The following is a 22,044-nucleotide window of genomic DNA, read 5'->3' on the forward strand; positions in this document are numbered from 1 at the left end:
ATAAATATTGATTAAAGGGTTATCGGGTTTTTCTTAATAAATCTTTGGTTTGTGTATCAAAAATTTCGGTAGCTTTTTCAGGAGCATCCAATTTCATTTGCAAAAAGTTTGTTTCATCAGCAGGGGTAAATAACTTATCCTGATTATTATCTACAATTGTTTTTATCAAGATGGTATTTACCGATTTGTAATAAAAGTAATCGATAAATTTTTCATCCGGTGGTGTAATCTTATGCAGGTTTTGACCATGCAAGTCAGATACATACAACATTACAGGGTCATCATCGGTATACAGACTGTCCTGATTATAGTCCTGCGCAACAACTCTATAAAAAATTAAAGGATTGGCAAATTCTTTATGTAATGCAAACGATAAAATATGCAGTGTGTCTTTTAATAAAGGATAACTTTCTCCCGTTAGCAGATTATAAAATAGGATGTTATTGATATCGAATGTTTGAATATCATTATTTATATATTCAACAGATGCATACTTATCGTTGAAAGCACTTACATTCAAGTCAAAGGCAAGCATGTTCTTTTTATTCATCTCCAAATCATTTTCAAATTCTTCAGGGTTTTCGTAAACAATAGGGTTGTAATTGCTACCAATTGGAAACAACAAAATATTTTCAACACCATAATCAAAAGGGTCGCCTATAATTAGTGATGAAGATGATGACTTAGCTGTTTTTTTTAGTGTTGGATTTTTGTCTTTACATCCGGCAGTAATAAAGAATAACGCCGACAGGCAGAATAAAAGATTTTTCATGGTTAGCTGTTTGATGGCGAATATAGTCGTAAACATGCAATTTAACAAGAACTAAACCATGTATTAACGCAGTTGATGCGGGTGACTACTGCTTTTTATAAAATTTCCAACTGATATTTATCCAGCAGGTTCAATACTGCGGGGTAAGCAAATTTGGCCTTATAAATATGGTTGTTATCAGGATTAATGGAATAATTAACGGCACTGCTCAAATCAGCCTTTTCTAATATGGTATTATCAAACAGGGCTAAATGTAAATCACAGTTTCGAAAAATTGCACCTGTAAGGTCTGCTTCAGTAAAATCTACTTCTGTGAGGTTACAATCTACAAATGGCATTTTTTTTATTTTCAACCTATAAAAAGAACTCAGATTTAATGAGCATCCTTCAAAAGTAGCCTCAAATAAAAACGTATTACACTGATCGAAACGAATGCCCAGCATCTTACAATTTTTAAAGGCTACGGTTTTAATAGCAGTTTTGTTGAGGTTAGCCAAACTCAAATTACAATCTTCAAAAACACAATCGGTAAAACTGCTTCCGGAAATATCACAACCTGAAAAATTACATCCGTTGAAGGTGCAGGTATCATAATTACCTGATTCAAATATTTCACCGGTATAATCCTTTTTATCAAAACCAATTGAATCAAAAAATGCTGTTGCCATTAGTTTTTATTTTATGGTAAAAATAAACCATTTCAAAAGGGCAAAAAAAACCTTCCGGTAAAAGGAAGGTTTTTGTTAAAATGGAACTAATTATTTTACTACAACAAATTGTTGATTCATAGTTGAACCATTCATTTCAATGGTTACAAAATATAAACCTGCACTGATGTTTTTACCAAGTGCGATTGTTTTAGTTGCACTACCGTTAGTAGTTGCAGCCGTAGTAGTATAGATTACTTTACCTGTAATATCGGTAATATTAATTGTTGCTGTTGCATCATTTTCCAATGTGTTAAATGTGATTGTTAATTCGTCTTTAACAGGGTTAGGATAAACTTGCATGCTTGCAGCACCAACAATTTCGCCTTCACGACATTCAGTTACAACTGTTACAGTTGCTGTTGTGCAAGGCATAATTGTTTTCGTTGGTGATTACACAATAGTAATCGCCATTCGCTGTAGCTTCATAATTTGCACTTGTAGCACCAATTATTTCATTGCCATCAAGATACCATACATAAGTATATAAGGCATCGTAACTAGCTTTTAATAATAATGGATTAACAACACAAAGATTTAAACCATCAGGATAGGTGATATTGGCATTAGGGCTTTCATAAACAGCAACTGCCTGAACTTCAGATAAACCTGAAGAACATGCACCTACAAAACCTTCAACCTGATAATAAGCAGGTTTGTTGGTTGTATATGTTGCACCTGTTTCACCGGCTAAAGCAGTACCATTTTTATACCATTGATAAGAATCAAAAGTACCAACTGCTTCTAACGTAACATCATCAGGTTTGCATAATGCAATTACACCTGTTGGTGTGATGCTGATTGATAAATCAATTCCTTCATCAATATTGCCATCACAGTTATTATCTACACCGTCACATACTTCTGTTGCAGCAGGGTTAACCGCAGCATCACCGTCGTTGCAATCAGTGCTGTTTTCTACATAACCTACAGGAGCGCCATCGCATGTTGTTGCAGACATAGCAGCATCACCATAAGTGTCACCATCAGCATCAGCATAATAAGTTGCGAAAGTTAATCCTTCGTCAATATTGCCATCGCAGTTGTTGTCGATACCGTCGCAAACTTCTGTTGCTGCAGGATTAATTGCTGCATCACCATCGTTACAATCAGTATTATCAGCAACATAACCATCAGGCATATCGCAAGACACTGTTGTTGAACCTGCATCACCGTAAGAATCACCATCTGCATCAGCATACCATGTAGCTCCACCGGCTTCATCAATATTGCCATCGCAGTTGTTATCTATACCGTCGCAAATTTCAGTAGCACCCGGATTAATTGCCGCATCAGCATCATTACAATCAACATCAGAATCATATCCGTCACCATCTGCATCAGCATAGGAAACAGTACCCTGAACATCGATGTTTTTTAATGTTGATACACCGTTTAATGAACTGTAAGCAGTATGACCAATTACACGCACCCACAAAGTAGATGTTGTAGAAAAATCATCTACATCCCAGGTTAAATTAGTGTTGGTAAAACAACCACTGCTTGCAACTGCAAAGTCAGTTCCGCTGTTTGTCCATGTAGCACCACCATCTGTTGAATAAGCCAGTCTCCAACTTGCAGGACCTTTAGGGTTTCTGCGAATATCAACTGAAATACTTGTCACATCCAATTGAAATCCTGCATCCGGTGTCACTGAAAATTGAACGCTTGGACGGCCATTGGAGTAGCCTGAGGTAGTATGTTTGTTGGAACTGTACCCTGATCCGCATGCCGGGTCTTCCAATAAACCATTTTCTCTTGATAAATTTGTTCCTGTTGCATTGGTTGCAACGCCTGCGTATGCACCTGTTGGATCATCCAGGTATTCATACAGTTGTGCTTTCGATACAGAAAACACACACGCTAACGCCATGGTTAGTAATAAGTAGCTTTTTTTCATAATTCAAAACATTTAGTAATAGTAATAGTGCGGGTGGATTTTCATTATAGACGTCGAAAGATAGGCAGAAGTCATGTTCCGTAAGTAGAAAATAAATAACTGCAAATGTCCCAATTAGGTTATTTTAGAAATATGTAATTAATTGATTTTCAACTGTTAAACAATGAATTATCAGTATCCACATACCATTTATCATGTCACATAAATAACAGTTTTGAAAATTATTCGTTAAATATTTGCTAAAAGAAACGGTCTAATTGTGACATAATAGTTAAGATTATGTCCAAATACTGCTGATTTGAGAATGTCATTTTGTGATTATGCGTAAATTATAGGATAAATAGTTGTCATTCCGAACGGCATTATTTAATTCAGATTGCAAAAGGTATTTTTACCATTCCATTTTACCCTTCAAATTAAAATACATAACAGCATGCATTTTGGAATAACCCGTTTTACTTTTATTGCGAGCTTAATCTCCATGCCTTTCATTTCGTTTACGCAAACCACCGATATGTGTGGAACAGATTTGGAACGTGAAAAATTACTTCAAACGCATCCCGATATTTTGCAAAGGGAAGCCGAATTTGATAAACGCGCAATGGAAAAATTAACCAGTATTATGCGCATTGAAGATGAAACTATTGTGATTCCGGTAGTATTTCATATCATTCATGATTACGGCCCGGAAAATATTAGTGATGCGCAGGTGTATGATGCAATAGCAAAAATTAATGCAGATTTTAGTGCTACGAATACCGATTTTCTCGCGACAATTCCTGAATATGCCGGTATTGCTGCTAATTGTAATATAGAATTTCGTCTTGCACAAAAAGAATTAAGCGGTGGATGTACAAATGGTATTGACCGCATTGCATCGTTGCGAACCTATGAAGGTAGCGATGCTGCTAAATACGGTGGTTGGCAAAGTGGTAAATATTTAAATATCTGGGTTACTAAGGATTTAACAAATGGTGCAGCAGCTTATGCGTATTATCCAACAAGTATTGCGGGATTGATGTATACTGTGGATGGAATTATCGCACGATACGATTATGTAGGAACAATTGGCGCTGCCGGCCCATATGCCATTCATGTTTTATCACATGAAATTGGCCACTATTTAAATCTGCAACATGTTTGGGGAAATAGTAATGCACCCGGTATTGCCTGTGGTGATGACCAGGTGCCGGATACGCCAATGACCGAAGGTTGGACATCTTGCAATATTTACGGAAACACCTGTGGCGGTGCGGTTGATAATGTGCAAAATCACATGGAATATTCTTATTGCTCAACCATGTTTACAGAAGGGCAGAAGGCACGCATTATGGCTGCATTAGAAAGTGAAGATGCGATGCGTAATAATTTATATACGCAGGAAAATTTATTACTTACCGGAACCAATGATGGATATATTGCAAGCGGTTGTGTTCCCAAAGCCGATTTTTATGCCAGCGACAGAATATTGTGTACCGGCAATTCAACTACTTTTCATGATGTTAGTTTTAATGCAGTTGTTACCGAAAGATATTGGGAATTTGAAGGTGGCATTCCGGCAACATCAACTGAAATAAACCCAATCGTACAATATAATGATGAAGGTTGGCATACAGTTACGTTAACAGTTACCAATGCAAATGGCAGCAGCACCAAAACATTTGAAAAATATTTAAATGTTGCCAAAATGGATGCCAATTATGATGCAACTTATTTTGCTGATTTTAATGATGAAGCAACAGTAAATAACGACTGGGTTTTATATAATAAATATCCTGATGACCGCGAGTGGCAATGGCGTGGTAATAATGGATACTGGAATTCAGGATGCGTTTGGCTCAATAGCCGCTTCGGTCCTGATTTGGAAACTGATGTAATGATTTCACCACCATTTGATTTATCGTTGGGGTTAACGGATAATTTATTTTTTAAATATGCAACTACTTCTTTTGGTGTTGATGCAAGCGATTATACCATGTCGCTAAAACTATATTACAGCGTTAATTGCGGCGATTCATGGATTTATTTTAATAAATTAACTGGGCAAGATTTAATTTCCAGTTATGGTGGCAGTGCCGATTTTTATCCGCAATACCCCGATCAATGGGGTAGCGCAATGTTTAACTTACCTGAAGGCGCAAAAGAAAATCATGTGCAGTTTAAATTTGAATTTGTATACAATCCATATGTAAATAATCTTTTTATTGATGATTTTAATTTCACCACAGGGGTGTTAAGTACAGCAAATCAAAATGCGCGTATAGCAGTTAAGTTATCACCAAATCCGGTTGCGGTTAACGGACAAACAATATTACATTACAATACCATTGATGCTGTTAATTTAACCTTTTTAATAACGGATATTTATGGTAAAATAGTTTATAAATCCGGATTAGGAAATACTACCGCCGGCAGTCATCAATTAATTATTTCTCCTCAGCAACTTGGGTTAGCTGTAGGTTGTTATTTTTTGCAATTAACTGATGGAAAAGAAACTGCCAATTCAAAATTGGTTGTAGATTAACCAATTACTTAAAACCTCATGTAATCCGCAGCATTAGCGTATTATGTGAGGTTATTATTTATCTGATATTCGACAAATAATCGGAGCAAAATTCTGAATACTTAGATTTACCGAGGGCATTTGCACCAAGCAGAAAATATTTTCGTGCATTTACATTGTCACCCTTCATATAATAATACTTTCCTAAAAAGTAATTAGCTCCACTCATAATAAATGGTATTGTTGAGGTGCTGGCGGCTTCCCAATGCAAATTGGCTACTTCAAATTGTCCTGTATTATATAAAGCCCATGCGTAATAAAAATTATATTCTTCCAAATTATTTTTATCGGCAGCAGCGGTGTTAATTTTTTCATAAACTTTTAATGCATCTGCATATCGTTTATTGTAAGTTAAACTTTCGGCATAATTATAAGCAGGAGAGAAGGCTTCAGGGAATTTGGTATAAAAATAATGGTTAACAATAATACTGAAAGCATCAGTTAAACCAAAGTTGTAAATGGTATCATAATTATCCGGGTCAATACGAAGGTCAACTGACAATAAATATTTAGCAAAATCTTTTTCGGGTGAGTCGCTTTTTTCCATGTCAACATATTCGGTTATTTTGGATTTTGCATTTGATTTGCCTGCAAGCATACTTACCAATCCTTCGTATAAAATATTTGTTTTATTATTATTTAAAGCAGCCCATTTATTAATACAAAATTGTGCCTGTTCATATTGCTCTGCTACACTAAAAAGGAAAAAAGCATTATTATAACTCACGGTATCTAATCCCTCCATCAAATAACTTTTATTCGCAAATTTAATTGCATTGTTTATATCGCCAATAATATAATATTCAACAGCAATATCGCTAATTAAATTGCCATTAGCAGGGTACAATTCGCCAATTTTTTCATACACCTTCATGCCTTCCTGATATGCACCGCGGTCTAAAAGATTGTAGGCATAGTCGCGAATATTAAATTCATCTATTGTTGGAACTTGCGCAATTGCCGGTAGAATTTCTTTCAATTTGTTTCCTTGTAAACTCACCGAATATAAATAACCCAATGCCAATAAGATGTCGTCGCGTTTACGGTCCATGCGTAACGCATTTTTAAAATAAAAAGCACAGGTATCAGCAATTTTAATTGGAACGATCTCTTTATACTGACCAATATAATTATAATCGGAGGTGTAAACTGATTCTTCAGGTGCGCCGGTGCTGCTCAATGCATCAGCAAAACTTGCATATTTATAATATTGAATATTTCCTTTATAAAACAAGGCATCAACATTTCCCGGATTAATCATTAAAACAGAATCCACTTTTCCCTCAGCAGTAGATAACATACCCTGCTCAATTAATGCATCTAATTTTGAAGTGAATTCAATTTGTGCATGAACAGCAGCAGTAATAAAAAGTAAACAAATAAATAAGAAAAAATTACGCATGATATTTTTGTTTTGGGAATTGCCTGATTATTGTTCGTTTTGCTTAAGTATGTAAAAGTAAAATTCTGTTGGCATAATCAATAACTGCGCCATATTTTTTTAAAATATCACCACCAATAATCGCTAAAACAGGCTCCAGTCCGGCTGATGCATAAGCATCATTAACAATACTTAAATCCAGCAAAGCAAATTTAGTTGAAGCTATTTTATGTTTCCCGATTCTTATTCGGTTTAATCGGATAAAACTACTGTTTGGAATATTTGCACCTAATCCTGTGGTGAGATGATCGGTTTTAGTAACCTGTTCATCCGGAAAAAACTGTTTGGCAAATTCCTGATCTATCACACTTTTGCTGGCTCCGGTATCAATCAGAAAATTAATTCGCTTGCGTCCGATTTTGCCATCTACAAAAATATGGTATCCCTTGGGCGGAATAGTTAAAACCTGTATGGGTATGGTTACCTGGTTGTTCATGCAATAAAAAACCGCAAAACCGGTAAATAGATTCGGGTTTGCGGTTTTATTTTAAAAAGTAGTTAATTATGCGCTTGCAGCATTCATTTTATCTAACACTTCCATTACTTCTTTTACAGCAGTAGCAGATGCATTTAATAATGCTTTTTCAGCCTCATTTAATTGTAATTCAATTATTTGTTCAATACCGTTTTTGCCTAATTTAACCGGAACGCCTAAATAAATATCTTTTAAGCCGTATTCTCCGTTTAATAAAGCACAAACCGGGAATATCCTGTTTTCATTTTTCACAATTGCTTCAACCATTTGAGCTGCAGCAGCACCTGGTGCATACCATGCTGATGTGCCTAATAAGTTTACAATTTCACCACCACCCACTTTAGTGCGCTGAACAATAGCATTCAGTTTTTCCTCACTAATCAATTCAGTAACAGGAATACCACTCACAGTAGTATAACGTGGCAGCGGAACCATAGTATCACCATGACCACCCATTAAAATTGCCTGAATATCTTTTGGTGAACAGTTTAATTCAGTTGCTAAAAATGCACGGTAACGCGCAGTATCTAAAATACCGGCCATTCCAAATACACGGCTGCTGTCAACCTTAGCATTTAAATATGCGCAATATGTCATAACGTCCAATGGATTGGATACAACAATAATGATCGCATTTGGAGAATATTTGATTACTTGTTCAGTAACTGATTTCACTATACCGGCATTCACACTAATTAAATCGTCGCGGCTCATACCCGGTTTACGTGGTAAACCTGAAGTGATTACCACCACATCAGAATCAGCAGTTCTGGCATAGTCGTTCGTACAACCTACAACACGTGTGCTATAGCTGTCGATTGGCGCTTGTTGCCAGGTATCAAGGCTTTTACCTTCTGCTGTACCTTCTTTGATATCCAATACCACAATTTCGTTCAAAAAGTCGCGGTGAGCGAGCACATTGGCAACAGTTGAACCCACGTTGCCGGCTCCGATTACAGTTACTTTACTCATAGTTTTGTCATTTTTCCTGCCATAATAACCTAAGGCGCTGCAAAGTTATGCCTTTTCGTAATAAAGTAAGCATTGTGCATAAAGTTTGATGGTATTTTTAATAACGAGTTTTTAACTTTACACAAATATTGAACATTTCATGAAGAAATTATTATTTGTTATCCCTCTTCTGGCCGGTATAATGGCAGGAAATGCGCAAACACAATATTGCGGAACTACTCAAACTGAGGAAGATTTGCAATGGTTGCGCAATTTCCAGCAAAACTATGTGCCTGATGAGGACAATCGCGGTGGCACCACCTATTACATTCCAATGAAGGTGCATATTGTAGGTAATGACGAAGGTACCGGTTATTACAATTTAACCCACCTGTATACTCAAATTTGCGAATTGAACGAACATTACGCTCCAACAGGCTTTGTGTTCTACATTTACGGCGATTTGGATTATATCGATAATACCGATTATTACGAACACGATTGGTTTGATGGCAGTAATATGATGGATGAAAATAATGTGAACGACCTGCTCAATGTTTACTTTGTAGCAGATCCTGCCGGAAACTGCGGTTATTTTAGCCCATCAGACAATGGTGTAGCAGTTGCCAAATCTTGCGCTATGCCAGGTGGAACAACCGTTGCCCACGAATTTGGTCACTTTTTCTCACTCCCGCATACTTTTTATGGTTGGGAATGGGGAACACCGGATGATAACGACCAGGAATGGGTAAATGGCGCTAACTGTAACTCGGCTGCTGACGGATTTTGCGATACGCCACCGGATTATTTACCTTATCGTTGGAATTGTCCCGGACCGCTGCAAACCGACCCGCATGGTGATACATTTTTCAGCGATGGCACATTTTATATGTCGTATTCCAATGATGCCTGCACAGATAAATTTTCTGCAGAACAACAGGCAGCTATGATTGCGAATTTGTTGGGGCCGCGTAACAATATGCTCGATTTTCCAACACCTACATACGTTGACTTAACAACTACTGCAGACCCGATTGTTCCTGCAAATAATGCCATCGGCATGTATCCGAATTATACCTATATTGAGTGGACACCGGTAGCTGGTGCAACACAATATCATTTACAATTGGCTTTTAGCGCAGGTTTTAGTGCAATTGCCTTAGATATTGTTACTTCCGATAGTTTTTATGAAGCACGCGAACTGCTTGGTGATAAAAAATATTACTGGAGAGTTAAACCATTAGCACCATTGAATACATGTGAGCCTACCAGTCTGGCTTACTCATTTACAACCGGAAATACATTCAGTACAATTGCTGAAACAGAAATGTTTGATCATTTATCTATTTTCCCAAATCCGGTAACTTCTGGTAATGAGGTTAATATCAGCTATCGTTCTGCTGAAAGTTTTTCAGGAACGTTGGAGGTTTTAGATATTACCGGAAAACAATTAGTTGCTCAGGAATTAAACGTTATCGCGGGTTCTGCAACTATTGCAGTTGACATGCCAGTTGTTGCGCAAGGTGTTTACTTCATTAAAATTTCGAATAACAGTAAATCAGAATTGGTGCAGTTTATTGTTGCTGATTAATTTGAATTTATAATCATATTTAGGAATGCTCCCGACTAGGGAGCATTTTTATTTTAAGTAACCTTTTGGTATTTCTGGTAACCTTAAATCGCTCATCCTGACGGTGTCCTGCTAACCAAATTATTTTATCTCCGCATAAAACCACATAGGTGTTTTCTTTGGCAAGATGGTCAATTTTAGCATTCGTTAAAATATCGCTTACCTTTTTCTTGCCGGGTTTATCAGATTTCTTTTTGGTTAAACCCAATGGATATAAGTAATCGCCGGCCTGCCACTTTCTTACTTGCAAAGGATAGGAAATTAGTGCTGCATCGAAATAGGCGATTAATCCACTTGAATTAAATTGTATACCATCATGATAATTGCTTTCTTCCAACTCAAAAATGAAATAGCCAACAGATAATTTACAATTTGCTTTTTCAATATTTTGTAAGGCAAATTGTTCAGATTTTTTTTCGGTTAAAATCAAAAACTTTCTGTCTATCAAAACACGATGTGATTCACTGTAAAATATTTTCCCCGTGTTACCAAAAGCATCGTAAAGCTGAGTGATTTGTGCATTATTAAACCCATTTGGTGATAATAATTCATGTAATAACGTAAGTGCTGTAACCCTATCTCCAAGTGCTGCTATTGGGATATATCTATCAGCACCTTTATGTTGAATTAATTTAAACAATCGCTTCTTAACTGCATCAGCATAAATACGATATGCACCTTCAAAATTTAAAATGTTTTGCTGCATGGTTGCAACAAAAGCAGGATTAATTTCTTCCAGTTTCGGCACTATTTCATTTCGAATTAAATTGCGCTGATAAATTGATTCAGCGTTTGATTCATCAATACGAAATGAGATATTGTAATTTTTACAATAAGTATCAATTTCAGCTTTATTACAAAATAAAAGTGGTCGGATAATATTTTTGTTTATCAACGGAATTCCACGTAATCCGTGCAATCCGGTTCCTTTAGTTAATCGGAGTAAAAGTGTTTCGGCGTTATCGTTTGCGTGATGGGCCGTTACAATTTTAGTATAACCAAATTGTTCAACTATTAATTGAAAATATTGATAACGTAAATTTCTTGCTGCCTCTTCAATGGACAATTTATTTTCAACTGCATAAGTGCTGGTATCAAAGCGGGAGCAGTGTAGTGGAATTTTTTGTGTTATGGCAAATTTTTCAACAAATGTTTCATCTCCCAAACTATTTGCTCCACGTAAGTTAAAATTACAATGTGCAATACCAAACGTAAATCCACTTTTAACTACTAAATCACAAAGCACCATACTATCTGCACCGCCACTTACTGCCAGCAACAATTTATCCTGCTTCGTACAGAGATTATTTTGTAAAATAAAATTAGAAAATTGGTCGAGGGTAAGCATAATTAAATCATTACTATTTATTCATCATCTTCAATACCCATACTAAAATTCATCGCAGCATTTTGTAATTCGGCAAGGCTATGTTGGTCGTTGAGTTTTTTTGCAATAGCCATTCCATCGGCATAACATTTTTCTGCTGCGGCCTTATTGCCAAGTTTAATATAAAGTTTTGCCAGGTGATAATAAGTGCCAACATAATCAGGATCACGCTGCACCAAATTCTCAAAATATTGTAATCCGGTTTCAGGTTCACCACTTTTGATATATTCTAATGCAAGGGCAAAACATACAAATGAATCATTGGGATTTTCTTCATAAAATTTTAATAATTGTGTAATTCTGCTCATTGCCTTCTAATAATATCTGCAAATATAACCATCTGTAAATGATTGCGATTAGGATGCAGCCCCTTGTGTTAGGAACATGTGAACCAAATATCACGATAAAAAACACAAAATCTCACCTCAAAAACCCTATCTTTGCAGTCCGAAATTCGAAAAAATAAACGTTATGAAATTATTGGTTTGTATCAGCAAAGTTCCGGATACTACGGCTAAAATTGGATTTATTGAGAATAACACCAAATTTAATGAAGCCGGTGTGCAGTTTATAATTAATCCATACGATGAATGGTATGCTTTAGTGCGCGCATTGGAGCTCAAAGAAACATTGGGTGGCACGGTTACGGTTATAAATGTTGGTAAAGCAGATAACGAACAAATTATCAGAAAAGCGCTTGCTTTAGGTGCTGATGATGCTGTGCGTATCGATATTGACCCTGCTGATGCTTACCAGGTGGCTTCAAACATTGCAGGATATGCAAAATCTCAAAACTTTGATATTGTTTTAACCGGCAAAGAAACTATCGACTACAACGGTGGTGTTGTTGGCGGCATGTTGGCTGAATTACTTGATTTACCATACATTTCACTGGCCAGTAAATTAGATGTTGATGGCAGTTCACTTAAAATTGAACGTGAACTTGAGGGCCTTAAAGAAACAGTAACTGCAAAAATGCCATGTGTAATCAGCGCTCAAAAAGGAATGGCTGAGGCGCGTATTCCAAATATGCGTGGTATTCTGGCTTCTAAAACCAAACCAGTTACAGTAATTGCTGCAGACGGATCTCCGGTAAAAGCAGGCGTTAAATCATTTGCCATGCCGGCAGAAAAAACCGGTTGTAAAATGATTAGTCCTGACGATGCAGCTCAACTGGTAGGTTTGTTGCACAACGAAGCCAAAGTAATTTAATTAGAATCTATTTAACTCAAAGCATTTAAATATACAGATATGACGAATCTGGTTTTTACAGAATTATCGAACGGTAAATTAAGAAAAACATCACATGAAGTAGCGGCTTACGCGGCAAAACTCGGCAATACCACTGCAATTGCAATTGGTAAGGCAGATGCCGGTGAGTTAGAAAAACTTGGCGGATATGGTATTACCACTGTATTGCATGTTGCGGATGAACGTTTAAACAACGTGATGTCAAAAGCATATACCAAAATAATTACCGCTGCCGCAGCGCAAGTAGGAGCGGATACAGTAATTATGTCGCATAACACCGCAGGAAAAACCATTGCACCACGTGTTGCAGTTCGCATGCAAGCTGCGTTATATCCCGGTGTTAACAGTCTGCCTGAAAATAATATCGTACGCAAAGCAGTATTCTCTGGAAAAGCTTTTGCCGATTTAGCTATGGATTCAGGAGCTAAAGTAATTACCGTAAATCCAAATTCATTTAAAGCTGAATCAGGAGCCGGAAGTGCTGCTGTTACTGCATTTGAAGCGAATGTAAGCGATGCTGACTTTGATAATGTTGTTGTAAATATAGAAGATGAAGCAGGTGGACATGTGCCACTTCCTGATGCTGAAATAGTAGTTTCAGGTGGTCGCGGATTAAAAGGCCCCGAAAATTGGGGAATTATTGAAGATTTGGCTAACGCATTAGGCGCTGCAACTGCTTGCTCACGTCCGGTTGCCGATATCGGATGGCGACCTCACCATGAACACGTTGGTCAAACAGGTATAACCATTAAACCTACGTTATATATAGCTGTTGGTATCTCTGGTGCCATTCAACATCTTGCAGGTGTTAATCAAAGCAAGGTAATTGTAGTAATTAATAAAGACCCGGAAGCACCTTTCTTTAAAGCAGCCGATTATGGTATTGTTGGCGATGCATTCGAGGTATTACCTAAAATAACTGAGGCCGTTAAAAAGCTAAAAGCATAAGCATAATTCTGAATAAAAATTATCTTATCCTTTTGACTATAAATCATTCTTTTACTTTTTAACTTAGTAGTATCTTAGCGACACCGAATGCAAAAAATTGAACTGGAAATATCAGGATTGTCACATACTATAACACAATCTCAAAGTTATGCGGTATTGTTAAGTGAAGTAGGCGGGGTGCGGAAATTACCTATCGTAATTGGCGCATTTGAAGCGCAGGCTATTGCAGTTGCTATTGAAAAGGTAGTTATTAACCGACCGCTTTCTCACGATCTGATTAAAAACCTCTTTACCATTTTTAATATAAACTTGCGGGAAGTGCTTATCGATAATCTGCAGGATGGCATATTTTATTCCAAACTGATTTGCGAAAAAGACGGCCAGGAAATAGAAGTAGATTCAAGAACCAGCGATGCACTGGCGCTCGCTGTGCGATTCAATTGCCCGATTTTTACTTATGAATTTATTCTGGAAACGGCAGGGGCAATTATCAATGAACAAGATAACAAGGACGAGGACGATGATGATGAGGAAGAAGATGAGGATGCTTCTGAAATTGTAGGAGCCGCGCTTTCAGCAGAAACTGACGACATTAGTGGAATGAGCCTGAAAGAACTCAACGATAAACTTAAAGAATTTCTCGATAAAGAAGATTACGAATCTGCAGCCCGCATTCGCGATGAAATTGAACATCGCAAACACAAATAAAATTACTACATGCAATTAGTACTGCTTATCGGTCTCGGTGGATTTTTAGGTACTATTGCCCGATATTTAACCGGTCAACTTATATTACGTCAAGTTACACCAAGCTTTCCCTACAGCACGTTAATTGTTAACCTGTTTGGGTGTTTCTTAATCGGATTAATTTACGGCTGGTTCGAAAAACAACATCTTGCCACAAACGACTGGAAATTGATGCTTACCGCAGGTTTTTGCGGAGGTTTTACCACATTTTCAGCATTTTCTATTGAAAATATTCAATTGTTACGCGACGGACATTTCGGGATGTCAATTTTATATATCTTTAGCAGCATTTTGCTCGGATTACTGCTTACAATTGGTGGTATTACGCTGGTAAAATCGATTTAACCATTCCCGCAAAAAACATTTTTTCAGATTTTAACACACAAAAAAACCTGTTATGGTTGAAAGCGTTTTGAGAGGATTACTCGGTGTTGCATTTCTAGTTGGAATATGCTGGTTGTTTAGTAAAAATCGCCGAGCTATCGATTGGAAATTAGTGGGCACCGGATTGCTTATCCAATTTGTTTTTGCATTTTTAATTATTGCTCTTCCTGACCTTACAGAAAATTATTTAGGATATCGTTTCGACTGGATTGAACGAATATTTAGTGCAATGGCAAACTTTTTTGTTATTGTTATTGGATATACCAATGCAGGAGCAACTTTTGTGCTGGGGGACTGGCCTTCAGTTACTCAGGTAAATGATGGTTTAACAGGTGAATTAGTTACGGTAGGCTATATTTTTGCGTTTAAGGTTTTACCTACAGTTATCTTTTTCTCAGCATTAACTTCATTGTTATACTTTCTCGGAATTTTACAAAAAATAGTATATGGTTTTGCCTGGATAATGAGTAAAACTATGCGATTAAGCGGAGCAGAAAGTTTGAATGCTGCAGGTAATATTTTTCTTGGACAAACAGAAGCACCATTATTAATTCGTCCATATCTTGAAAAAATGACCAAATCGGAAATTTTATGTGTGATGGTTGGTGGTATGGCAACTATTGCCGGTGGTGTAATGGCTGCTTATATCGGATTTCTTGGTGGTGATAGTATAGAAAAACAACAGTTATTTGCCATGCATTTATTAAGTGCATCTATCATGAGTGCGCCTGCTGCAATTGTTGCATCAAAAATGTTGTTCCCACAAACAGAACCTGTTGACAGCGATTTAAAAGTAAATAAAGAACGTATCGGTTCAAATGCGATTGAAGCAATTGCTAACGGCACAACCGATGGTTTAAAATTGGCGGTGAATGTAGGTGCAATGTTATTGGCATTTACTGCATTTATGGCCATGTTTAATTCAATTTTTCTTGGTTTGGGTGGTATGATTGGCGTGAATGATGATATTGCCAGAGCAACAGGCGGAACCTATTCCGGTTTATCACTCGATTATATTTTTGGTATTGTTATGGCACCGGTCGCGTGGTTATTGGGAACACCTTCTGCAGATATTGTTGCAGTAGGTCAATTACTCGGCGAAAAAACAATTATCAACGAATTTGTTGCTTACGCCAGCTTAGGAGAAATGAAATCAGGACTCGATGAAAAATCTATCATTATTGCAACCTATGCATTATGTGGTTTTTCAAATTTCGCATCAATAGGTATTCAAATTGGTGGGATAGGGGCTTTGGCACCAAATCAAAAAACAAATTTATCACAATTGGGTTTACGCGCTTTATTAGGAGGCACAGTAGCTTGCTTTTTTACAGCAGCTATTGCCGGAATGATTATTAATTAATTAGCCATGAATGAATTTTATCAATGGGCGATTTTTTTGGGATTTATTGCATTAATAGTAATTATCCTTTATGCATTTGCTTCAGGTTATATTCATACCGCGCGAACGCGCACCGATAGTTTTAAAGAATGGCAAAAATTAAATGGTCGTGTTGTTCGAATGATGTGTTTATTAATGCTGGTAGTTTGCGTAAGTATTGCAATTTATAAATATTACCAGGTGAATGAAACTTTAAACGCACCACCTTCACTTGAATCGGATTAATTAAATATACTTTTTAAATAAGGATGCTGTTTAAAATATAAATACACCATCGCCGCTTCTTTCATCCGGCCTTTGGAAGATGGATGTATTCCACCTTTACCTGCATCATCACATTCCCATTTGTAACCCTGCTTATTTCCGGTTGTTCCATCTGTCCACAAATAAGGCCCCCAATCTAGAAAAGGTAAATCTGGATAATTATAACCTATTGAATCCTGAATTTGTTTTTCAATTAACCATTTAATGGTCCAGCCATTATAATAAGCGGTAGGCTCTTTTAATTCTTTTGGACCTTCGCCGTTTATTCCAATATAGCCGGCATATGTCCTGTCTGAAAGAAATACAATTTTGCAATTAGGGTAATATTTTTTGATATTGCGTAAGGCCGTTTGATATTTTGGTAGCTGCGTATAACACTGTTGTGGAAATGCTTCTGAAAAAGTATATATATCACCGGAACTCATCCAGATAACCTGAACTTGATTGCGATTCATTTGCTGAGCCTTTAAAGTTGAATCTATATTAGTCCAGTAGGTTGAATTACTATCAGTCATCGAATTAATATCACGACCACCCTGAGCACCGATAATAATTTCGAGATACGGATTTTTTTGAAGCTCAACAATATCACGCACAAACCGTCCTGTCATCGCAGCAGTACTATAACCAAGTACCATCATACCAATTTTTCCATGCAGCGAATCAACTTCACCCGCTTTATTTAACGGTTTAATTGTATTTGCCAGAAGCATACCCTTATTATAATGATCGACCGGGATTTCATTTTTCCCATTCGGGTATTTGCCTCCAGTGAAGCCATTAAATTGTTGAATTCCGAGGTCAGGTATCGGAATATTGCCTGTTGCATTTGGGTTGCAGGGTTGCGCATATGCTGCCTGGAGGCAAAGTATACAGAATATGATTAAGATACAGTTATTTTTCATATCAGAATCCGAAACCAATTAATACTTTAATGTTTTCTGCTGGATAATTATTTTCAAATGTATAAGGCGTATAAGCGATATCAACACGTATAATTTTAAATAAATGTTCAACACCGGCAGCAATTTCAACATAATGATTTAGTTCATCGGTATACAAATAGTTGGCGGAAAAAACAGGCTCTAATTTCAATTGTTTAAACAGCGGCAGTTGTCTAAATAAAAAACCCTCAGTATGCCATTGTATATGCGCTGCTGCAAAATATTTTTCGGTAGCAGCATAATAATAAGGCAACAAAAAATAACCTTCCGGTGAAATCCGTTGAATAATCGTTTCGTTTCCGGCAAAATTTAACTGGTCAGCAATATTTAATTGTGTGTTTGAAATTAAAATCCCTGCTTCAGCATTAAAGGTTAAGTTTCCTGCTAAAGCAAGTTTGTAATTATCGTCCAAACCGAATTTGATAATATCATAAGCAACATTGCTGTTGAAAATCCCCGGGATTGCTTTTTCCCATGTTAGATTTAAAATCGGATATTTAACAGCGGTCACAAATTTTTCACCGGGCTGCATATAATATTGCTGACCAATAGCGTATTTTAAACCTAATTGGAAGTAAAACTTATCTGGTAGTGCTATTGAAGTGCTGTCGGTATAAAATGGATAATTATTTGCATCAAACTGTTGATTTTCTGAGTCTATCCATGCTTTAACATCCGTTAAATTATCCAAAGTGTTTCGTTGGTAATAATACACCTGTGCGTTGCCGTATAAACCATTAATTAATTCCCTGTCCGTTTTAATTCCAGAATAATATTGCTCATACAATTTTAGAAAATTTTCTTCGAGCAATAAACTATAAAACGAATTTACAATTGGAGCTATTCCGTTTTTATTATACTGCTGAACACCTGAGCCACCGGTAATCGTAATGCTTGCAGATTTTATCTTGTCATAATCATAACTCAATGATGCATTAGCATATAATTGCTTTGAACCAAAACCATAACGCAACCCGGGAGAAAAATTTATTTCATCGTTATTTTCAAACCATTTGGTAAGTCGCATTTTAGGATTAATAACGTATCCTTCAACGGTATTAAATTGCAGTAAATCGGGCAGGGGATTGGTGCTTAAAAAAATTTTATCATTACTATTGCGGTAAGTATAACCGCTGATTAAATCGGTTGGATTAAATCGATTAAATATGCGGTCGACAGAATCTTTATATGCCGGGTTTTCTTTTATTATTGCTAATGAATCCTTTTCGATATAATCTCGCGTTTCCTCATCAGTTAATTGAATAGGCCGGGCTGTATTCCAATAGAGTGAATCTTTTTTATTGGCCTGTTCTTCAATTTTCATCACTTCACCATTAAAAAAGTTTTTAGGAAAGATGAGATTAACGGTATAATTATTATAAATCGCATGAAAATATCCGTTGCCTTGAATGCCAAAAAAATTGTAATTGAAATCAAACTTATTCGACTTTAAAACCAAATGTTCATCATCCGCATAGTAATAAGATTGCGAAACGGTAAAGGTGTCAATAAAATCGATCCCATTATCTTTGGTTAAATGCAATTGCAATCCGCTTAAGCGATAATCATCATCGGTTATATAAATAATGCCCGAATAGGCGGGGTCTGACTTTCGTTTTGGATTTACTGCAATTTTGTAAATGGTGTGATTATGATCCTGCGATTGACCTAAAAGTGAATATTCATAAAAAAACATGGCATTATCTGCAACAGGTGAAACAAATCCCCGCTGCGAAAAACCTTCCAGTGTTTCAAGATTGGTATAAAAATTCATATGCATACTTGCTGCATCGTTCCAACTAAATTGACTGTCATCACCACTTACAATACTGGCATGCATTACTTCTTTCGTTTTATCAGGATATTTATAATTAAATGTGGAAGATGATTCTGATAAATAAATTACGCCGGTATTATTAGAATCCACATCTAAAATTGTATTCAATTGTATTCCCAAAACTTTATCTGGAGCCGAAGTTAATTTTTGTAACCCTTTGATATATACTTCACAGGAATAAGTATTTATTTCCTGCAAATGTTCAGGACGCAATTCAATTGCTTTGCGCATAATAGCATAAGCTGGATCTTCCTGGTCCGATTTAATTACAACTTCATTTAATTGGGCATATTCCAACTCCATTATTACATTACAAACTACGTTTGCAGTGGCATCTAAATTTATTTCTTGTTTTTTATAACCAATAAATTGAAATGTAACAGCATAATTACCTGGAGTAACTTGCAGGGTGTAATACCCTAACTCATTACTTGCACATGCAAATCCGGTATTCTGAATAAAAATATTGCAAAAGGGTAGTGGTTGATTGTCAGCGTCAGTAACACGACCAGAAATGGTGGTGGCATTTAAGCCTGCATTTAGAAACAGTGTTAAATAAATTGCAAAATAAATCTGCCTGACCATCAGCGTAAAGATAATGCAGTGAAACGCCTAAAATAACAAGAATGGTATAATTTAATTGAATGTATAACTTAATGCAGCTCTGGCTCCAAAAACAAAGTTGCGTTTGGCATAGCCGTTAAAAGGTGCATTATGTGTAGAAACATCTGTAGAAATTGAACCTCTGGTGCCTAAAGTTAACATGAGATTATCCTGAACAAAAATGTCGTATTCTAAACCTAACACCACCGACAAATCATTTTCTTTAAACAATTCTTCATCGGTTTCTTCATAACGTTTATCCTGAGGTAATCTGGCTTCTCTTAATTGACCATATTGAATACCGGCAGTATAATTTAAAATTACCGGAAGGTTGGTTACACTTGAAATTCGACCAACTTTAATTTTAGCTACGATAGGGATTAAATCGTAAGAAAGTGATAATGATTTTTCCACTATTTCTTCATCTTCCGACATCACATAATTTTGACCTAATGTTGCATTGTAAATAAACTCACCTTCAATACCGAATTTATTGCTGAAGTTATAACCGAATAATAATCCCTTAGAAGTTCCGAATTTAAGTGAGGGTTGAATAGGGCGTTCACCTTTAAATACATTTTCATATTCGAGAAGTGAAGTTTGATTATAACTTCCTGAAATACCGAAATAAACCCCTTTCAACGTATAATCTTTATAAGCGGCTACAGCATCTAAATCAGCAAGCAAACCGGAAGGAGCATTACCAAAACCATCGGTGGATAAGCTGGTGTAGCCCATCATATCAATAGCATCATCTGTATTATAAATGCGTTCAAAAATGTCGCGGTTGGCAGCAAACAAAGCCGGATCAGTAACGTCCTGCGGGTAAAAAATAAAATCTGAAGCTGAATTATTTTCAGGAAGTGTCGCACTTGCAAACACATTTACCTTGTCTGTTTCAAATGGCGTATTGGTTGTATTAGTTTTTGGGGTAGAAATACTTGTTGAATTATCCTGACCATTAATCACGTTGTTAGCTAATGCAACCGCATTTTCAACCACGGTGTTAGAATTATTGCCGGTAAAACCTGCTAATTGAGGCTGAATGGTATTTTTGGAGGTAGGAACACTAAATAACACTACGCTGATAAAAACCAATAACAAAGCTGCATAGCGCATAAAGTGTGCGTATGTGTGTGTCGTTTTGGTTTGATCTAATTCTTCTTCGATACGGTTCCAGATATCGGAAGAAGGTTTTAATTCGTAATGCTCAACAACACTTTTAAATAACTGGTCAATATTGTGCTTATTGTCCACTTGCTTTTCTTTTTAGACCGGTGCGCTGTTCTACCATTTCAATTAAAATGTATCTAGCACGAGCCAATTGACTCTTAGACGTTCCTTCACTGATGTTTAGTTGCTCGGCTATCTCTTTATGTGAAAATCCTTCTATCGCATAAAGGCTGAAAACGGTCCGATAACCCGGAGATAAACTTGCTATCATTTGCAGCAAATCGTCTGCAGCAAGCTTTTCCAGCGCATTCTCATCAAAAAGTTCAACGTCATTATTGTCGACATCGACAATTGGATATAATAAATTTTTTCTTCTGTGTACCTCGATGGCGGTGTTCACCATGATTTTTCTCAACCAACCTTCAAAACTGCCTTCAAAGCGGAATCTTTCCAGGTTTTTAAAGGCTTTCACAAACCCTTCCTGCAAAATATCTTCTGCAATTTGGTAATCCGGAGCATAACGCAAACAAACACCAAACATTTTGGAGGCAAATCGCTCATATAAAAATTTCTGCGCAACCCGGTCACCTTTTACCGATTGTCGGATGAGTTGCTCATCGCTGAAAGTTGCTGCAGGGTTAATTCGTTTCATATTTTGATTGATT

Annotated in this window: 21 protein-coding genes; 8 read left to right on the top strand and 13 right to left on the bottom strand. The window is 36.6% G+C overall.

What is annotated here, in order from left to right; genetic code table 11:
- Positions 1-19: 19 nt before the first annotated feature.
- The 4 genes from IPI65_18285 to IPI65_18300 all read right to left on the bottom strand — a co-directional run bounded on the left by IPI65_18285 (position 20) and on the right by IPI65_18300 (position 3,379).
- Positions 20-772, bottom strand: a complete 753-nt coding sequence (locus IPI65_18285) for a hypothetical protein (GenBank protein ID MBK7443374.1) — start codon at positions 770-772, stop codon at positions 20-22.
- 95 nt (positions 773-867) lie between these two features.
- Positions 868-1,440, bottom strand: a complete 573-nt coding sequence (locus tag IPI65_18290) for a pentapeptide repeat-containing protein (protein ID MBK7443375.1) — start codon at positions 1,438-1,440, stop codon at positions 868-870.
- Between the two features lie 90 nt (positions 1,441-1,530).
- Entirely contained in the window at positions 1,531-1,854 is a 324-nt protein-coding gene (locus tag IPI65_18295) for a T9SS type A sorting domain-containing protein (protein ID MBK7443376.1), read from the bottom strand.
- Positions 1,817-3,379, bottom strand: coding sequence for a putative metal-binding motif-containing protein (locus IPI65_18300; protein ID MBK7443377.1), 1,563 nt, complete (start codon positions 3,377-3,379; stop codon positions 1,817-1,819). The genes IPI65_18295 and IPI65_18300 overlap by 38 nt, the downstream gene beginning before the upstream one ends.
- 433 nt (positions 3,380-3,812) lie before the next feature.
- Here IPI65_18300 and IPI65_18305 point away from each other — a divergent pair, with 433 nt between their 5' ends.
- Positions 3,813-5,903: a T9SS type A sorting domain-containing protein gene (locus tag IPI65_18305; GenBank protein MBK7443378.1), complete on the top strand. Its 2,091-nt coding sequence runs from the start codon at positions 3,813-3,815 to the stop codon at positions 5,901-5,903.
- A gap of 58 nt (positions 5,904-5,961) precedes the next feature.
- Here the strand turns inward: IPI65_18305 and IPI65_18310 are convergent, their stop codons facing one another.
- The 3 genes from IPI65_18310 to mdh all read right to left on the bottom strand — a co-directional run bounded on the left by IPI65_18310 (position 5,962) and on the right by mdh (position 8,830).
- Positions 5,962-7,344, bottom strand: coding sequence for a hypothetical protein (locus tag IPI65_18310; GenBank protein ID MBK7443379.1), 1,383 nt, complete (start codon positions 7,342-7,344; stop codon positions 5,962-5,964).
- 43 nt (positions 7,345-7,387) lie between these two features.
- Positions 7,388-7,819 (bottom strand): clan AA aspartic protease, encoded by a 432-nt coding sequence (locus IPI65_18315; protein MBK7443380.1) that lies wholly within the window; start codon positions 7,817-7,819, stop codon positions 7,388-7,390.
- 66 nt (positions 7,820-7,885) lie between these two features.
- Positions 7,886-8,830 carry a malate dehydrogenase gene (gene mdh, locus IPI65_18320; GenBank protein MBK7443381.1) on the bottom strand — a complete coding sequence of 315 codons (945 nt, stop codon included), beginning with the start codon at positions 8,828-8,830 and terminating at the stop codon, positions 7,886-7,888.
- 139 nt (positions 8,831-8,969) lie between these two features.
- On the opposite strand from mdh, the gene IPI65_18325 reads away from it, so the two are divergent.
- Entirely contained in the window at positions 8,970-10,400 is a 1,431-nt protein-coding gene (locus IPI65_18325; protein MBK7443382.1) for a T9SS type A sorting domain-containing protein, read from the top strand.
- 19 nt (positions 10,401-10,419) lie between these two features.
- Here the strand turns inward: IPI65_18325 and tilS are convergent, their stop codons facing one another.
- Positions 10,420-11,787 carry a tRNA lysidine(34) synthetase TilS gene (gene tilS, locus IPI65_18330; protein MBK7443383.1) on the bottom strand — a complete coding sequence of 456 codons (1,368 nt, stop codon included), beginning with the start codon at positions 11,785-11,787 and terminating at the stop codon, positions 10,420-10,422.
- Positions 11,788-11,804: 17 nt separating this feature from the next.
- Complete coding sequence (locus IPI65_18335) at positions 11,805-12,134, bottom strand: tetratricopeptide repeat protein (protein MBK7443384.1); 330 nt, start codon at positions 12,132-12,134, stop codon at positions 11,805-11,807.
- 163 nt (positions 12,135-12,297) lie between these two features.
- Here IPI65_18335 and IPI65_18340 point away from each other — a divergent pair, with 163 nt between their 5' ends.
- The 6 genes from IPI65_18340 (at position 12,298) to IPI65_18365 (ending at position 16,783) form a co-directional block, all read left to right on the top strand.
- Positions 12,298-13,038 (top strand): electron transfer flavoprotein subunit beta/FixA family protein, encoded by a 741-nt coding sequence (locus IPI65_18340; protein ID MBK7443385.1) that lies wholly within the window; start codon positions 12,298-12,300, stop codon positions 13,036-13,038.
- 39 nt (positions 13,039-13,077) lie between these two features.
- Positions 13,078-14,025 (top strand): electron transfer flavoprotein subunit alpha/FixB family protein, encoded by a 948-nt coding sequence (locus IPI65_18345; GenBank protein ID MBK7443386.1) that lies wholly within the window; start codon positions 13,078-13,080, stop codon positions 14,023-14,025.
- An 87-nt stretch (positions 14,026-14,112) separates the two neighbouring features.
- The gene (locus tag IPI65_18350) at positions 14,113-14,733 is read left to right on the top strand and encodes a bifunctional nuclease family protein (GenBank protein MBK7443387.1); all 621 of its coding nucleotides are present in this window, start codon (positions 14,113-14,115) and stop codon (positions 14,731-14,733) included.
- Positions 14,734-14,742: 9 nt separating this feature from the next.
- On the top strand, positions 14,743-15,117 hold the full coding sequence (gene crcB / locus IPI65_18355; protein ID MBK7443388.1) for a fluoride efflux transporter CrcB: 375 nt from the start codon (positions 14,743-14,745) through the stop codon (positions 15,115-15,117).
- Between the two features lie 52 nt (positions 15,118-15,169).
- The gene (locus tag IPI65_18360) at positions 15,170-16,519 is read left to right on the top strand and encodes a Na+ dependent nucleoside transporter (protein ID MBK7443389.1); all 1,350 of its coding nucleotides are present in this window, start codon (positions 15,170-15,172) and stop codon (positions 16,517-16,519) included.
- Positions 16,520-16,525: 6 nt separating this feature from the next.
- Complete coding sequence (locus IPI65_18365) at positions 16,526-16,783, top strand: hypothetical protein (GenBank protein ID MBK7443390.1); 258 nt, start codon at positions 16,526-16,528, stop codon at positions 16,781-16,783.
- Here the strand turns inward: IPI65_18365 and IPI65_18370 are convergent.
- Genes IPI65_18370 through IPI65_18385 form a run of 4 tightly spaced genes read right to left on the bottom strand, consistent with a single transcriptional unit; the run spans position 16,780 to position 22,031 of the window.
- Positions 16,780-17,727, bottom strand: coding sequence for a hypothetical protein (locus IPI65_18370; GenBank protein MBK7443391.1), 948 nt, complete (start codon positions 17,725-17,727; stop codon positions 16,780-16,782). The genes IPI65_18365 and IPI65_18370 overlap by 4 nt on opposite strands.
- Position 17,728: 1 nt before the next feature.
- Positions 17,729-20,188, bottom strand: coding sequence for a carboxypeptidase-like regulatory domain-containing protein (locus IPI65_18375; protein ID MBK7443392.1), 2,460 nt, complete (start codon positions 20,186-20,188; stop codon positions 17,729-17,731).
- A gap of 51 nt (positions 20,189-20,239) precedes the next feature.
- Complete coding sequence (locus IPI65_18380) at positions 20,240-21,463, bottom strand: outer membrane beta-barrel protein (protein MBK7443393.1); 1,224 nt, start codon at positions 21,461-21,463, stop codon at positions 20,240-20,242.
- Positions 21,453-22,031, bottom strand: coding sequence for an RNA polymerase sigma factor (locus tag IPI65_18385; protein ID MBK7443394.1), 579 nt, complete (start codon positions 22,029-22,031; stop codon positions 21,453-21,455). Before IPI65_18385 ends, IPI65_18380 begins: the two co-directional genes overlap by 11 nt.
- Positions 22,032-22,044: the final 13 nt, after the last annotated feature.

This window comes from Bacteroidota bacterium (assembly GCA_016706255.1).
Taxonomy (GTDB): Bacteria; Bacteroidota; Bacteroidia; order Chitinophagales; family BACL12; genus UBA7236.

Bases quoted from the DNA above. Each gene is read 5' to 3' on its own strand.
- IPI65_18365 (MBK7443390.1), top strand. From the start codon at position 16,526: ATGAATGAATTTTATCAATGGGCGATTTTTTTGGGATTTATTGCATTA.
- IPI65_18385 (MBK7443394.1), bottom strand. From the start codon at position 22,031: ATGAAACGAATTAACCCTGCAGCAACTTTCAGCGATGAGCAACTCATC.
- IPI65_18295 (MBK7443376.1), bottom strand. From the start codon at position 1,854: ATGCCTTGCACAACAGCAACTGTAACAGTTGTAACTGAATGTCGTGAA.
- IPI65_18285 (MBK7443374.1), bottom strand. From the start codon at position 772: ATGAAAAATCTTTTATTCTGCCTGTCGGCGTTATTCTTTATTACTGCC.
- IPI65_18335 (MBK7443384.1), bottom strand. From the start codon at position 12,134: ATGAGCAGAATTACACAATTATTAAAATTTTATGAAGAAAATCCCAAT.
- IPI65_18310 (MBK7443379.1), bottom strand. From the start codon at position 7,344: ATGCGTAATTTTTTCTTATTTATTTGTTTACTTTTTATTACTGCTGCT.
- tilS (MBK7443383.1), bottom strand. From the start codon at position 11,787: ATGCTTACCCTCGACCAATTTTCTAATTTTATTTTACAAAATAATCTC.
- IPI65_18370 (MBK7443391.1), bottom strand. From the start codon at position 17,727: ATGAAAAATAACTGTATCTTAATCATATTCTGTATACTTTGCCTCCAG.
- IPI65_18315 (MBK7443380.1), bottom strand. From the start codon at position 7,819: ATGAACAACCAGGTAACCATACCCATACAGGTTTTAACTATTCCGCCC.
- IPI65_18360 (MBK7443389.1), top strand. From the start codon at position 15,170: ATGGTTGAAAGCGTTTTGAGAGGATTACTCGGTGTTGCATTTCTAGTT.
- crcB (MBK7443388.1), top strand. From the start codon at position 14,743: ATGCAATTAGTACTGCTTATCGGTCTCGGTGGATTTTTAGGTACTATT.
- IPI65_18325 (MBK7443382.1), top strand. From the start codon at position 8,970: ATGAAGAAATTATTATTTGTTATCCCTCTTCTGGCCGGTATAATGGCA.
- IPI65_18300 (MBK7443377.1), bottom strand. From the start codon at position 3,379: ATGAAAAAAAGCTACTTATTACTAACCATGGCGTTAGCGTGTGTGTTT.
- IPI65_18340 (MBK7443385.1), top strand. From the start codon at position 12,298: ATGAAATTATTGGTTTGTATCAGCAAAGTTCCGGATACTACGGCTAAA.
- IPI65_18290 (MBK7443375.1), bottom strand. From the start codon at position 1,440: ATGGCAACAGCATTTTTTGATTCAATTGGTTTTGATAAAAAGGATTAT.
- IPI65_18375 (MBK7443392.1), bottom strand. From the start codon at position 20,188: ATGGTCAGGCAGATTTATTTTGCAATTTATTTAACACTGTTTCTAAAT.
- IPI65_18305 (MBK7443378.1), top strand. From the start codon at position 3,813: ATGCATTTTGGAATAACCCGTTTTACTTTTATTGCGAGCTTAATCTCC.
- IPI65_18350 (MBK7443387.1), top strand. From the start codon at position 14,113: ATGCAAAAAATTGAACTGGAAATATCAGGATTGTCACATACTATAACA.
- mdh (MBK7443381.1), bottom strand. From the start codon at position 8,830: ATGAGTAAAGTAACTGTAATCGGAGCCGGCAACGTGGGTTCAACTGTT.
- IPI65_18345 (MBK7443386.1), top strand. From the start codon at position 13,078: ATGACGAATCTGGTTTTTACAGAATTATCGAACGGTAAATTAAGAAAA.